Raw genomic sequence first — 13,468 nt, 5'->3', positions numbered from 1 at the left:
GAAGCACGAGGGCAAAGTGTTTAGAGTGAGCCCATGGTCGATGTGAAGCCCCGCAGCCGCACTGTCACCGATGGTCTGGAAGCTACCGCGAGCCGAGGGATGCTCCGAGCGGTCGGCATGGGGGACGACGACTGGGTGAAGCCGCAGATCGGCGTGGCCTCGAGCTGGAACGAGATCACCCCCTGCAACCTCTCGCTGGACCGGCTCGCGAAGGCGGTCAAGGAAGGCGTGCACGCGGCCGGTGGGTACCCGCTGGAGTTCGGCACGATCAGCGTCTCCGACGGCATCTCGATGGGCCACGTCGGCATGCACTACTCACTCGTCAGCCGCGAAATCATCGCCGACTCGGTCGAGACCGTGATGGAGGCCGAGCGCCTCGACGGCTCGGTCCTGCTGGCCGGCTGCGACAAGTCCCTGCCCGGCATGCTGATGGCTGCGGCCCGGCTCGACCTGGCGTCCGTCTTCCTGTACGCCGGTTCGATCATGCCTGGCCGTTTGGGCGACAAGGACGTGACGATCATCGACGCCTTCGAGGCGGTCGGCGCGTGTGTTCGCGGCCTGATCACTCGCGAGGAGGTCGACGCGGTCGAGCGGGCGATCTGCCCGGGTGAGGGTGCGTGCGGCGGCATGTACACCGCCAACACGATGGCGGCGTCCGCCGAAGCTCTCGGGATGTCGCTGCCCGGATCGGCCGCGCCGCCCGCGGTGGATCGCCGCCGTGATGGCTATGCGCGCAAGTCCGGCGAGGCCGTGGTCGGCCTTCTGCAGAAGGGGATCACGGCCCGGCAGATCCTCACCAAGGAGGCGTTCGAGAACGCGATCGCCGTGGTGATGGCGCTCGGTGGCTCGACGAACGCCGTACTGCATCTGCTCGCGATCGCGCGCGAGGCCGAGGTCGATCTGACCCTGGCCGACTTCAACCGGGTCGGCGAGAAGGTCCCGCACCTGGGTGACCTGAAGCCGTTCGGCCGCTATGTGATGACGGACGTCGACCGCGTCGGCGGGATCCCGGTGATCATGCGTGCGTTGCTCGACGCGGGTCTCCTGCACGGCGACTGCCTGACCGTCACCGGCAAGACGATGGCCGAGAACCTCGCTGACATCGCGCCGCCGGATGTCGACGGGGCGATCATCCGCGCACTGGACAAGCCGATCCACCCCACCGGCGGAATCACGATCCTGCACGGCTCGCTCGCGCCCGAGGGTGCGGTCGTGAAGAGCGCCGGGTTCGATTCCGACGTGTTCGAGGGTACGGCGCGCGTCTTCGACGGCGAGCGCGCCGCGATGGACGCCGTACCGGAACTGAACCCGGGCGACGTGGTCGTGATCCGCTACGAAGGCCCGAAGGGCGGCCCGGGGATGCGCGAGATGCTCGCGGTCACCGGCGCGATCAAGGGCGCCGGCCTCGGCAAGGACGTGCTGCTGCTCACCGACGGCCGGTTCTCCGGCGGTACGACGGGATTGTGCGTCGGCCACGTCGCGCCCGAAGCCGTCGACGGCGGGCCGATCGCGTTCGTCCGCGACGGCGACCGGATCACCCTCGACGTCGCGAACCGCACGCTCGATCTCCACGTCGACGCCGACGAACTGACCCGCCGTACCGAAGGCTGGACGCCCAAGCAACCCGCGATCACCAAGGGCGTCCTCGGTAAGTACGTCCGCCTGGTCGGCTCAGCCTCCCAAGGCGCCACCTGCGGCTAACCGCCCCGCCCGCTCCACACCCGCCCCGCCCCGCCCCGCCCCGCCCCGCCCCGCTTCGCTCCCGACCCCCGTCCTGCCTCCGCCCCTGACCAACCCCCATTTGCCTGCCTAACCACCCAGATCAGGGGTTAAGCACCCGCAACCACGGTGCCAAACCCCCGATTTGGCTGGCTAACCACTCAAATCGGCGTACTCCACGGTCGTCGAGCCCCGGACCCGTCTCGACCTCGCCCACCTCCGCCGGTGGCCGCCGTACCCCCTCCCGAAATTTGAACGGATCTCCCCTCAAGTTGCCCCCCTTCTCCCCCCGAAATTTCAGGGGAGAAGGGGCGAGTTCAACGGATATCCGGTCAAATGCACCGCGCCCGAGAGCCGGGCCGGGGGAACCGGCGGAGCCGGGGAGGAGTACCAGGCGTGGGAGGAGTAGGGGGCGCGGGAGGAGCAACGGTGCGTGGGAGGAGTAGGGGTGGGAGGAGTAAGAGGGCGCGGGAGGAGTGGGAAGAGGCGCCAGGGGGTGGGATTGGCGTCTCGGATGGTGGGACAGCGTGGTGCTGAACTTGACCTGGACCTTGTCGGCGGGCGAATAATGCCTACATGCGATCGATTCTCCTCGTACTTGTGCGGCGCGCCGACTGACGCGACCTCTGAGTCGAGCGCGCCCCTTCAGCCAACCGGCAGAAGGGGCCTTTTTATTGGACACAGTTGTTGCCAGGGCGACTATCTGAGACCCAGTAGCGTCAGGACAGCGAACACGAGCGAGGATGGATCGGTCGCGAAAAGCAAGGCCAATCAACGTGACTGGATTGAGGGAAGGCACTCATGAGTGAGCAGCTGACCGGGGCACAGGCTCTGATCCGCGCACTGGAACATGCCGGAGTGGACACCGTCTTCGGCATCCCGGGCGGGGCGATCCTCCCGGCGTACGACCCGATGCTCGACTCGACCCAGATCCGCCACATCCTGGTACGTCACGAGCAGGGCGCCGGCCACGCCGCGCAGGGGTACGCCGCCGCGTCGGGCAAGGTCGGAGTCTGTATGGCGACCTCCGGCCCGGGCGCGACGAACCTGGTCACGCCGATCGCCGACGCCTACATGGACTCGGTCCCGCTGGTCGCGATCACCGGTCAGGTGGCCAGCGCCGCGATCGGGACGGACGCCTTCCAGGAGGCCGACATCCGCGGCATCACGATGCCGATCACCAAGCACAACTTCCTGGTCAACGACCCCAACGACATCGCGACCACGATCGCCGAGGCGTTCCACATCGCCTCCACCGGCCGGCCCGGTCCGGTCCTGGTGGACGTGACCAAGGACGCGATGCAGGCCAAGGTCGACTTCGTGTGGCCGACCGAGCTGTCGCTGCCCGGGTACCGCCCGGTCACCCGCCCGCACCCCAAGCAGGTGCGCGAGGCGGCCCGGCTGATCGTCGCCGCCGAGAAGCCCGTCCTGTACGTCGGTGGGGGTGTGATCCGCGCGCAGGCGGAGGTGGAGCTGAAGGAGCTTGCCGAGCTGCTCGGCATCCCGGTCGTCACCACGCTGATGGCCCGCGGCGCACTGCCGGACACCCACGAGCTGCACTTCGGTATGCCGGGCATGCACGGTTCGGTCTCCGCGGTCGGCGCTCTGCAGCGTTCCGATCTGCTGATCACGCTCGGCGCCCGCTTCGACGACCGGGTGACCGGCAAGCTCGACTCGTTCGCTCCCGAGGCGAAGGTCATCCACGCCGACATCGACCCGGCTGAGATCGGCAAGAACCGCGTTGCCGACGTGCCGATCGTGGGGGACTGCAAGGAGGTCATCAGCGACCTCATCGCCGCACTCCGCACCGAGATCGCGAACAGTGGCCGGACCCCGTCGTACGACACCTGGCGGCACCAGTTGGAGTCGGTCCGGGAGAAGTACCCGCTCGGGTACGACGAGCCCGAGGACGGCAGCCTGTCCCCGCAGTACGTGATCCAGCGGATCGGCCAGATCGCCGGCCCGGACACGATCTACACCGCGGGTGTCGGCCAGCACCAGATGTGGTCCGCGCACTACCTGCCGTTCGAGAAGCCGCGGCACTGGCTGAACTCCGGCGGCCTCGGCACCATGGGCTACTCGGTGCCGGCCGCGATGGGCGCCAAGGTCGCTCGGCCGGACAAGACCGTGTGGGCGATCGACGGTGACGGCTGCTTCCAGATGACCAACCAGGAGCTGGTCACCTGTGCGCTCGAGGGCATCCCGATCAAGGTTGCCGTGATCAACAACCAGTCGCTGGGCATGGTCCGGCAGTGGCAGACGCTGTTCTACGACAAGCGGTACTCCAACACCGACCTGCACTCGAACCGGATCCCAGACTTCGCCAAGCTGGCCGAGGCGATGGGCGGGGTCGGTCTGCGCTGCTCCGACAAGGCTTCGGTGGACGCGACGATCGACAAGGCGATGTCGGTGACCGACCAGCCGGTCGTGGTCGACTTCGTCGTGCACCGCGACGCGATGGTCTGGCCGATGGTCGCCGCCGGCGTCAGCAACGACGAGATCCAGATCGCCCGCGACATGGCGCCCCAGTGGGACAGCGAGGAGCTCTGATGTCAAAACACACGCTGAGCATTCTGGTCGAGAACAAGCACGGTGTGCTGGCCCGCGTGGCCGCGCTGATCTCGCGGCGGGGCTTCAACATCGACTCGCTCGCGGTCGGCCCGACCGAGCACCCGGAGGTGTCCCGGATGACCATCGCGGTCAGCGTGGACGAGCAGCCTTTGGAGCAGATCACCAAGCAGCTGAACAAGCTGATCAACGTGATCAAGATCGTCGAACTCGAGCCCACGCAGACGGTTCAGCGCGAACTGCTGCTGGTGAAGGTGAAGGCGGACACCCTGACCAGGGGGCAGGTGCTGGAGACCGTCCAGCTGTTCCGTGCGAAGGTGGTGGACGTGGCACCGGACGCGATCACGATCGAGGCGACCGGCAATCCCGAGAAACTCGAGGCCATGCTCCGGGTGCTGGAACCCTTCGGCGTGCGTGAGCTGGTGCAGTCCGGCATGGTGGCGATCGGACGGGGCAGCCGCTCCATCTCCGACCGAACCCTCCGGCCGGTTCCGGTGCCCCCGCCGCACGTGCAGTCGGGAACCCCGACGATCCAGGCCCAACCTCCAGAACGCCATCACCAAACGACTCCGCACCCGGTGCCGGCGCCGCCGCCGGGCCGTCCGGTAGCTCCGGCCCGACACGGCTGACGCCGTACCAACCATCAAGAGGAGAACGCTCCAAGTGGCAGCAGAAATGTTCTACGACGACAACGCCGACCTGTCGGTGATCCAGGGCAAGAGCGTGGCCGTTCTCGGCTACGGCTCGCAGGGCCACGCGCACGCGCTCTCGCTGCGTGACTCCGGCGTCGACGTCCGCGTCGGCCTGCTCGAGGGCTCGAAGAGCCGGGCGAAGGCCGAGGCCGAGGGCCTGCGTGTCGTCACCCCGGCCGAGGCGGTCGAAGAGGCCAACGTCATCGTCGTGCTCGCTCCGGACCCGGCGCAGCGCAAGCTGTACGCCGAGGCGATCGAGCCGAACCTGGCCGACGGTGACGCGCTCGTCTTCGGGCACGGCTTCAACATCCGCTTCGGCTACATCAAGCCCCCGGCCGGTGTCGACGTCTTCATGGTCGCCCCCAAGGGCCCGGGACACCTCGTACGGCGTGAGTACACCGAGGGCCGTGGTGTCCCGGTGCTCGTCGCCGTCGAGCAGGACGCCTCCGGCAAGGCCTGGGACCTGGCGCTGTCGTACGCCAAGGGCATCGGCGGCCTCCGCGCCGGCGGCATCAAGACCACCTTCACCGAGGAGACCGAGACCGACCTGTTCGGTGAGCAGGCCGTCCTGTGTGGCGGCGTGTCCGCGCTGATCCAGGCCGGATTCGAGACGCTGACCGAGGCCGGCTACCAGCCGGAGGTCGCGTACTTCGAGTGCCTGCACGAGCTCAAGCTGATCGTCGACCTGATCTACGAAGGCGGCATCGCCAAGCAGCGCTGGTCGGTCTCCGACACCGCCGAGTACGGCGACTACGTCTCCGGCCCGCGGATCATCGACGCCTCGGTGAAGGCGCGGATGAAGGATGTCCTCGACGACATCACCAACGGCACCTTCGCGGCCCGCTTCATCGCCGACCAGGACGCCGGCGCACCGGAGTTCGCCGAGTTCCGCAAGAAGTCCCAGGAGCACCCGATCGAGGCCGTGGGCAAGGAACTGCGCGGCCTGATGGCGTGGGTCAAGTCGCACGACGACGACTACGTCGAGGGCAGCGCCGCCCGCTGATGCTGTGACGGAAGGCCCGGACCGTTCAGGTGGACGGTCCGGGCCTTCCGTCGTTTGCCCGCCGGAGCTGGCACAATCGGCCACGATCGGTAGCGGCAGGTGACGAGGAGGGTGAATCGGTGGTGCACGACGGCAGGCCGGGGCCGAGGCCGCCCCGACGGGTGCCCGCCGGCGCGCCGCCGCTGACCCAGCTACAACCGCCGGTACGGCGTACTCCGCCGCCCCAGCGCCGTCCCTGGCTCTACGGCCGCTTCCTGGCCGGCCTGATGGTCTTCCTGCTCGTCGTAGCCGGTGGCGCTGCCGCCGGTTGGTTCATCCGCCAGGACCGGCTGTCGATCGACACAGCCAAGACGCTGGCGGCCGGATCGAAGAGCGTCGTACGGGTACTGGCGACGACTTGCAGCGGCACTGGTGAGGGCACTGGGACGATCGTCGGCGACGGTCTGATTCTGACCGCGGGCGTGGTGGTTCAGGAGGCCAAGGGCGTCGCGGTCGTGACCTCTGACGGCGCAGTCTGGCGCGCCAATGTTCTCAGCGCCGGCGACGGCATCGCACTGCTGCGCGTGATCGGCCGCACGCCGCAGCCGCCGCTCACCCTCGCCACCGGTACGCCGGATGCTCAGGCGGAGCGAGCACTGTTCGGCTACACGCAGTCCGGCGAGCTCGTCGTACAGCAGGTCGGATCGGTACGACGCCCGCGTTCGCTCGGCGAGGTGATGAACACCGCGAAGCTCGGTGGACCAGTAGTCGCCAAGTCCGGCCACGTGGTCGGCATGGTGACGGGGACCTCGGCCGCGGACAGCCGGATCGCGCCGGTCGAAGCCTTGCGCCCGTTCGTTGCGCAGGAAGGCGGTGTGGCAGCGGCCGTCGGTGGCTGCGAAGAGTCGAAGGGGCCGCAGGGAGCCGTCACCCCGGAGCTGCAAGTGGCGGCGACGACACTCGCCACGCAGGCCCAGAAGTTCCTGGCCAACTATCTCGTCCTGCAGAATCGGCACGACTTCGTGGGCGTCCGTAAGTACTACTCGCCGCGGCTGATCGGGGCGCTCTCGACGGAGCAGGACCGGCTCAGCCACCAGACGACGTACTTCTTCAACCCGACGGTGACCGAGGTCACTGAGAACGCCGACACCAGCGTGAACGTGCGGGTGTCGTTCGTGGCGTTGTTCGCCCCGACCGCGCACAAGTCGGGCGGTCAGACCTGCAACCGGCTCGACACGCGGTACAAGCTGGTGCGGTCGGGGACCGCGCTGCTGCTCGACCAGTCCAAGCCGGCGGTGGACCCGCAGCCTTGCAACGGCACCTGAGGTAGGCTTCCCTTAGCGGGCACAGCGCGGTGCTCTGTTCATGAGCCCCTACCGCTTCGCAGGAGACATCTCCCATGACTGATGTGACTCGTCCCGTCGTCCTGATCGCCGAAGAGCTGAGCCCGGCCACCGTCGAGGCCCTCGGTCCCGATTTCGAGATCCGGCACGCGAACGGCGCCGACCGCGCCGAGCTGATCCCGGCCATCGCCGACGTCGACGCGATCCTGATCCGCAGCGCCACCAAGGTGGACGCCGAGGCCCTGGCCGCGGCCAAGAAGCTGAAGGTCGTCGCCCGGGCCGGCGTCGGCCTGGACAACGTCGACGTTAAGGCCGCCACCCAGGCCGGTGTGATGGTCGTGAACGCGCCGACCTCCAACATCGTCAGCGCCGCCGAGCTGGCCGTCGCCCTGCTGCTGGCCGCCGCGCGCCGGGTGCCGGCCGCCGACCTCTCGCTGAAGAACGGCGAGTGGAAGCGGTCGAAGTTCTCCGGTGTCGAGCTGTTCGAGAAGACCGTCGGCATCGTCGGCCTGGGCAAGATCGGCGTCCTGGTCGCGCAGCGGCTGGCCGCCTTCGGCATGAACGTGATCGCCTACGACCCGTACGTGCAGGCCGGCCGGGCCGCGCAGATGGGCGTCCGGCTCGCGTCGCTGGACGAGCTGCTGGCCGCGTCGGACTTCATCTCGGTGCACCTGCCGAAGACCCCGGAGACGATCGGGCTGATCGGTGACGAGCAGCTGCACAAGGTCAAGCCCGAGGTCATCATCGTGAACGCGGCCCGCGGCGGCATCGTCGACGAGACCGCGCTCTACTCGGCGCTCAAGGAGGGCCGGGTGGCCGCGGCCGGGCTCGACGTGTTCGCCAAGGAGCCCTGCACCGACTCGCCGCTGTTCGAGTTCGAGAACGTCGTCGCCACCCCGCACCTGGGCGCGTCGACCGACGAGGCGCAGGAGAAGGCCGGTATCGCCGTCGCCAAGTCGGTCCGCCTCGCCCTGTCGGGTGAGCTCGTGCCGGACGCGGTCAACGTCCAGGGCGGCGTGATCGCCGAGGACGTCCGGCCCGGGATCGGCCTGACCGAGAAGCTCGGCCGGATCTTCACCGCGCTGGCCGGTGGCGTCGCGCAGCAGCTCGACGTCGAGGTCCGCGGCGAGATCACCCAGTACGACGTCAAGGTGCTGGAGCTGGCCGCGCTCAAGGGTGTCTTCGCGGATGTTGTCGAGGACAACGTTTCCTACGTGAACGCGCCGCTGCTGGCGGCCGAGCGGGGCCTCGAGGTCCGGCTCGTCACCGACCACGAGAGCCCGGAGCACCGCAACCTGATCACGCTCCGCGGCACCCTCGCCGACGGTGCGCAGGTCTCGGTCAGCGGCACGCTGGTCGGCGTCCGGCAGTCGGAGCGCCTGGTCGAGGTCGACGGCTTCGACGTCGAGGTCGAGCTGGCCGCGCACCTCGCGTTCTTCACCTACGAGGACCGTCCCGGCATCGTCGGCCAGATCGGCCGCATCCTCGGCGACGCCGAGGTCAACATCGCCGGCATGCAGGTGAGCCGGGACCGCAAGGGCGGCAAGGCGCTGGTCGCCCTGTCGGTCGACTCGGCCGTGGCCCCCGCCGTACTGGACGACATCGCCTCGGCGGTCCAGGCGGACACTGCCCGCACTGTGGACCTTGACGCCTGACTAGACCGTATGGCTGTTTAACTGAGCAATAGCCAGCCACCCGCAGGCGCATGGTGGCTGGTCAGGGCCCGGACCCAAGTGTCCGGGCCCGCCCTATGCCCGCCAATCTCATGGGTTCACCCACGAGCTTGTGGGTTCTGCACCCGCATGCGAGTCCATAACTCACAATCTGGCTGGTTAACCCATCAGATGGGGGAGGGTTAGCGGCGGGTGGCGAGGAGTACTGCGGCGTCCGCGGCCACCATCACCTCGACGGTGGTGAAGCGGGAGTCCATCAGCCACTCCTGGCGGAGCGTGTCGACGCGGCCCTCGTACATCGGCGGCCAGACGCCGGACGGGGTGAAGTCGTCCAGGACGACGAAGCCGCCGGGCTCGATCACGTCGGCGATCACGTCGCGGGCCGAGATCTTGGCCTCGCGGGCGTCCACGAACAGCAGCGCGAACGGGCCGCGCTCGATCAGCGCGGTCCAGTCGGCCGAGACGACCTCGATGCGCTCGTCGTCGGCGAACAGCTCGGCGACCACCTGGGCCAGCTGCGGGTCGCTCTCCGCGGTGACGATCTTGGTGCCCTCGTTCGCACCGCTGCGCAACCAGGCCGAACCGACGCCGCAACCGGTGCCGAGCTCGCCGAGCAGGCCGGTCTTGGACGCGGCGAGACTGGCCAGCAGGCGACCGGTCTCGTTCCGGGTGGAGCTGACGAATCCGCGTCGTCCGGACAGGCTGAGGGCCGCGGAAACCAGCGGCGGCAGTTCTGGAGGAGCACTCACCGGTTGAGAGTTGCACAGCTCCGGTCCAGGGCCCGCACTCGAATCTCACATACCGGGATCGAATGCCCGCATTGTGGCGAAATAGTCGCACACCAGAGTAAATTCGGACCCATCCTGCCGCCCATGACCAACCGGGGAGAGTGCAGCATGTACGACATGTATCCAGCCAACTGGCCCGCGATTGACGCCCGGGAGCGGAAGGCGGCGCGCCGCCGCAAGCCCCGCCCGGCCGGCGACGAGGTCAAGGCTGTCCAAGAGGCCATGAACCGCCGCGACAACGGGGGAGAACCCAAGAAGTGAGCGACAACAAGAACTTCACGCTGGCCGTCGTTCCCGGAGACGGGATCGGACCGGAGGTCACCACCGAGGCCCTCAAGGTCCTCGACGCGGTAGCCGCCCAGCACGGCGTGACGTTCGAGCGGACCGAGTACGACCTCGGAGCCAAGCGCTGGCACGCCACCGGTGAGACGCTCCCGGACGCCGAGCTCGAGGAGATTCGCAAGCACGACGCGATCCTGCTCGGTGCCGTCGGCGACCCGAGCGTCCCGTCCGGCGTCCTCGAGCGCGGTCTGCTGCTCAAACTGCGGTTCACCCTCGATCACTACGTGAACCTGCGCCCCTCGAAGATCTACCCGTCCGTCGGCTCCCCGCTGGCGAACCCGGGCGAGGTCGACTTCGTCGTCGTCCGCGAAGGCACTGAAGGCCCGTACGTCGGTAACGGCGGCGCACTGCGGGTCGGGACGCCGGCCGAGATCGCCACCGAGGTTTCGGTCAACACCGCGTACGGCGTGGAGCGCGTCGTACGGGATGCGTTTGCCCGCGCGCAGGCGCGGCCGCGCAAGAAGCTCACGCTGGTGCACAAGAACAACGTGCTCGTGCATGCCGGTCACCTGTGGACGCGGACCGTGGACAAGGTGAAGGCCGACTTCCCCGACATCGCGGTCGACTACCTGCACGTGGACGCGGCAACGATCTTCCTGGTCACCGACCCGGCCCGGTTCGACGTGATCGTCACCGACAACCTGTTCGGCGACATCCTCACCGACCTGGCCGCGGCGATCACCGGCGGTATCGGGCTGGCCGCGAGCGGCAACATCAACCCGGACCGGACCGCGCCGAGCATGTTCGAGCCGGTGCACGGTTCCGCCCCGGACATCGCCGGCCAGCAGAAGGCGGACCCGACGGCGGCGATCCTGTCCGCGGCGCTGCTGCTCGACCACCTCGGCCTGCCCGCGGCGGCGGCCGCGATCGAGGCGGCCGTCACGGCCGATATCGAGGAGCGCACGGGCAGTGTCCGGACCACCGCGGAGATCGGCGACGCGATCACCAAGCGCGCCGCCGGCTGAAACGGGGCTCTCGCATGACCAGTCACGCAACAGGTACGGTGCCGCTATGAGCGCTTTGAAGTTCATCGTTGAGCCGAACACCCAACCGGCGAGCGACGACCAGCGTGCCTCGATCCTGGCGAACCCAGGCTTCGGGCAGTACTTCTCCGACCACATGGCGATCGCCACGTGGACGAAGGACCAGGGCTGGCACGACGCACGGATCACCGCCTTCGGACCGCTGGAGCTGTCTCCGGCGACCTCGGTGTTCCACTACGCCCAGACCATCTTCGAGGGGATGAAGGCCTACCGTCATCCCGACGACTCGATCCACATGTTCCGCCCCGAGGCCAACGCGGCCCGGTTCGCAAAGTCGGCCCGCCGGCTCGCGCTGCCGGAGCTGCCCGAGTCCGCGTTCCTGGACTCGGTCAAGGCGCTCGTCGAGCTGGACCAGGCCTGGGTGCCCACCGGTGGTGAGACCTCGCTGTACCTGCGCCCGTTCATGTTCGGATCGGACCCGTTCCTCGGCGTCCGCCCGTCCGCCCAGGTGACGTACTGCGCGATCGCCTCCCCGGCCGGCTCGTACTTCAGCGGCGGTGTGAAGCCGGTCCGGATCTGGCTGAGCGAGGAGTACACCCGCGCGGCCCCCGGCGGCACCGGTGCCGCCAAGACCGGTGGCAACTACGCCGCGTCGCTGCTGGCCCAGGCCGAGGCGATCGAGAACGGCTGCGACCAGGTCGCCTTCCTGGACGCGATCGAGAAGAAGTGGGTCGAAGAGCTCGGCGGGATGAACCTGTACTTCGTCCTCGACGACAACTCGGTCGTCACCCCGGAACTGTCCGGCACCATCCTCGAGGGCGTCACCCGGGACTCGATCCTGAAGCTCGTCACCGACCTCGGCCACTCCGTTGCCGAGCGCAAGATCTCGGTCGACGAGTGGCGCGACGGCGCCGTCTCCGGCCGGATCCGCGAGGTCTTCGCCTGCGGCACCGCCGCCGTGATCACCCCGGTCGCCTCCCTGAAGTGGAAGGACGGCGAGGTCCAGGTGGCCGACGGCAACGGTGGCCCGGTCACCGCCGCCGTCCGCAGCGCCCTCCTCGACCTCCAGTACGGCCGCGCCGCCGACCCCCACAACTGGATGACCAAGGTCTGCTGACTCCAACCACCTAGCGTCCGAAGAACCGCGGTACACAGCCCGTGTGTTCTTCGGACGTTGTGGTTTCAGGAGTGGGTGACGGTGACTGACTTGAGGGTGGTTTGGCCGTAGTTGGTGGTGGCGCAGGGGGATGAGTTGGTGCAGTTGGCTTGGGTGTAGGCGCCGGCTTTGAAGTAGGCGCCGGAGAAGTTCTTGGTGATCGTGGTCTGCAGGGTGCCGTTGTAGTAGGCCTTCGTCTGGCCGCCGCTGACGACGAACTTGGCCTCGAAGACGGTGCCGAGGACATACGAGCTGGTCACGAGCTTGTGGTGGGTTGTGTCGCCGTTGGTGATGTAGAGGCTGCTGCCCTCGAGCCGGAAGACCGTGCCGTCGTCGTTCGCGTCGTGGATCTGCGCGCCGACCAACTGCGGCTTGTCGGCCGGCAGCTGATCAAAAGACTCCCGTACGACGAGAGTGTGCGTACCCGAGGTGGACGACCAGCTGGCGTTGCTGCTGCCGTTGTTGGTCATCTCCCGCAGTTCCGAGCGTGGGTAGCCCGAACCGCTGGTGGTGACGCCGTTGACCGGCGCCCGGAACTGCACGCCGTCCCCGACGACCTTGAAGTACGGGTCGTTCGAGTAGGTGGCAAGGGCTGGCTGCTTGATCTCGGTCGGGCTCTCGTCCGCGCCGATCGGGAGCGTGATCTTCCAGTTGGTCAGGTCGAGGACGTCGGCCGGTACCTGCGGAGCAGGGTCGCTGCCACCACTTCCCCAGATCTCGAACTCGGTGACGCTGTTCCACGTCCCGGTACCGCCGGAGTTCAGTTGGTACCCATGACCGACGTACCGGACCTTGCTTGCGGGCTGGTCGGTGAAGTCGAAGGTCTGCAGGCCGGTGGTGCTGCCGCTACTGAGGCCGTCGTACACGGTGATCCAGGTGGAGCCGTTGAGCAGTTGCAGCTCGAAGTCGTTCTTGCGCTCGTCGCCCTTGTAGGCGGCGACTTTGAGGTGGCTGACGGTCTTGGTGCCGCCGAGATCGAGGGTCAGCGTGGCGCCGTCGCCGTCGCCCGACCAGCGGGTCGAGTAGTTGTTGTCCACGGCATTGGTCGCGACGTTGGCGTCGCTGGTGCTCGCGGTCACGCTCGTCGGCGTGATCTCGACGTTCGCGACCGGCACAGCTGTGGTCACTGCTAGGAGGGTGGTCAGCAGGATCTTCATCGCGCTACCTCTCGGGTGACAGGACGGGGCGGTCTGCCTTGATTCACAGGATCTTCTCAGGCCCT

At 68.1% G+C, this 13,468-nt stretch carries 10 protein-coding genes and 1 pseudogene; 9 read left to right on the top strand and 2 right to left on the bottom strand.

Going from position 1 to position 13,468, the window contains the following annotated elements; genetic code table 11:
• Positions 1–33 precede the first annotated feature (33 nt).
• The 6 genes and pseudogenes from ilvD to serA all read left to right on the top strand — a co-directional run bounded on the left by ilvD (position 34) and on the right by serA (position 8,959).
• Positions 34–1,701: a dihydroxy-acid dehydratase gene (gene ilvD / locus ACFVWG_RS28885; protein WP_391546562.1), complete on the top strand. Its 1,668-nt coding sequence runs from the start codon at positions 34–36 to the stop codon at positions 1,699–1,701.
• A gap of 819 nt (positions 1,702–2,520) precedes the next feature.
• Entirely contained in the window at positions 2,521–4,269 is a 1,749-nt protein-coding gene (locus ACFVWG_RS28880; RefSeq protein ID WP_391546561.1) for an acetolactate synthase large subunit, read from the top strand.
• A pseudogene (ilvN, locus tag ACFVWG_RS28875) lies at positions 4,269–4,772 on the top strand (acetolactate synthase small subunit); the annotation flags it as partial. The gene ACFVWG_RS28880 and the pseudogene ilvN, both read left to right, overlap by 1 nt.
• A gap of 190 nt (positions 4,773–4,962) precedes the next feature.
• Positions 4,963–5,982, top strand: a complete 1,020-nt coding sequence (ilvC, locus tag ACFVWG_RS28870; protein ID WP_391546594.1) for a ketol-acid reductoisomerase — start codon at positions 4,963–4,965, stop codon at positions 5,980–5,982.
• A gap of 119 nt (positions 5,983–6,101) precedes the next feature.
• A complete protein-coding gene (locus ACFVWG_RS28865; protein ID WP_391546560.1) occupies positions 6,102–7,286 on the top strand; it encodes a serine protease in 1,185 nt (394 codons plus the stop codon).
• A gap of 74 nt (positions 7,287–7,360) precedes the next feature.
• On the top strand, positions 7,361–8,959 hold the full coding sequence (serA, locus tag ACFVWG_RS28860; RefSeq protein WP_391546559.1) for a phosphoglycerate dehydrogenase: 1,599 nt from the start codon (positions 7,361–7,363) through the stop codon (positions 8,957–8,959).
• Between the two features lie 200 nt (positions 8,960–9,159).
• Here the strand turns inward: serA and ACFVWG_RS28855 are convergent, their stop codons facing one another.
• Complete coding sequence (locus ACFVWG_RS28855; RefSeq protein WP_391546558.1) at positions 9,160–9,726, bottom strand: O-methyltransferase; 567 nt, start codon at positions 9,724–9,726, stop codon at positions 9,160–9,162.
• Positions 9,727–9,849: 123 nt separating this feature from the next.
• On the opposite strand from ACFVWG_RS28855, the gene ACFVWG_RS28850 reads away from it, so the two are divergent.
• Genes ACFVWG_RS28850 through ACFVWG_RS28840 form a run of 3 tightly spaced genes read left to right on the top strand, consistent with a single transcriptional unit; the run spans position 9,850 to position 12,207 of the window.
• The gene (locus tag ACFVWG_RS28850; protein ID WP_391546557.1) at positions 9,850–10,026 is read left to right on the top strand and encodes a hypothetical protein; all 177 of its coding nucleotides are present in this window, start codon (positions 9,850–9,852) and stop codon (positions 10,024–10,026) included.
• Positions 10,023–11,072 (top strand): 3-isopropylmalate dehydrogenase, encoded by a 1,050-nt coding sequence (locus tag ACFVWG_RS28845; RefSeq protein ID WP_391546556.1) that lies wholly within the window; start codon positions 10,023–10,025, stop codon positions 11,070–11,072. Before ACFVWG_RS28850 ends, ACFVWG_RS28845 begins: the two co-directional genes overlap by 4 nt.
• Before the next feature lie 46 nt (positions 11,073–11,118).
• Complete coding sequence (locus ACFVWG_RS28840; RefSeq protein WP_391546555.1) at positions 11,119–12,207, top strand: branched-chain amino acid aminotransferase; 1,089 nt, start codon at positions 11,119–11,121, stop codon at positions 12,205–12,207.
• A gap of 65 nt (positions 12,208–12,272) precedes the next feature.
• Here ACFVWG_RS28840 and ACFVWG_RS28835 read toward each other — a convergent pair whose 3' ends face one another.
• Positions 12,273–13,403, bottom strand: a complete 1,131-nt coding sequence (locus ACFVWG_RS28835; RefSeq protein ID WP_391546554.1) for a polysaccharide lyase family 7 protein — start codon at positions 13,401–13,403, stop codon at positions 12,273–12,275.
• Positions 13,404–13,468 lie beyond the last annotated feature (65 nt).

It is taken from the genome of Kribbella sp. NPDC058245 (genome assembly GCF_042882005.1).
Classification (GTDB): domain Bacteria; phylum Actinomycetota; class Actinomycetes; order Propionibacteriales; family Kribbellaceae; genus Kribbella.
Note: the sequence above shows the minus strand (reverse complement) of the source record. Positions and strands in the feature narration are given on the sequence as shown.

Excerpts from the sequence above, each read along its gene's own strand:
- serA (WP_391546559.1), top strand. The coding sequence starts at position 7,361 with ATGACTGATGTGACTCGTCCCGTCGTCCTGATCGCCGAAGAGCTGAGC.
- ACFVWG_RS28835 (WP_391546554.1), bottom strand. The coding sequence starts at position 13,403 with ATGAAGATCCTGCTGACCACCCTCCTAGCAGTGACCACAGCTGTGCCG.
- ilvD (WP_391546562.1), top strand. The coding sequence starts at position 34 with ATGGTCGATGTGAAGCCCCGCAGCCGCACTGTCACCGATGGTCTGGAA.
- ACFVWG_RS28850 (WP_391546557.1), top strand. The coding sequence starts at position 9,850 with ATGACCAACCGGGGAGAGTGCAGCATGTACGACATGTATCCAGCCAAC.
- ACFVWG_RS28840 (WP_391546555.1), top strand. The coding sequence starts at position 11,119 with ATGAGCGCTTTGAAGTTCATCGTTGAGCCGAACACCCAACCGGCGAGC.
- ACFVWG_RS28880 (WP_391546561.1), top strand. The coding sequence starts at position 2,521 with ATGAGTGAGCAGCTGACCGGGGCACAGGCTCTGATCCGCGCACTGGAA.
- ilvC (WP_391546594.1), top strand. The coding sequence starts at position 4,963 with ATGTTCTACGACGACAACGCCGACCTGTCGGTGATCCAGGGCAAGAGC.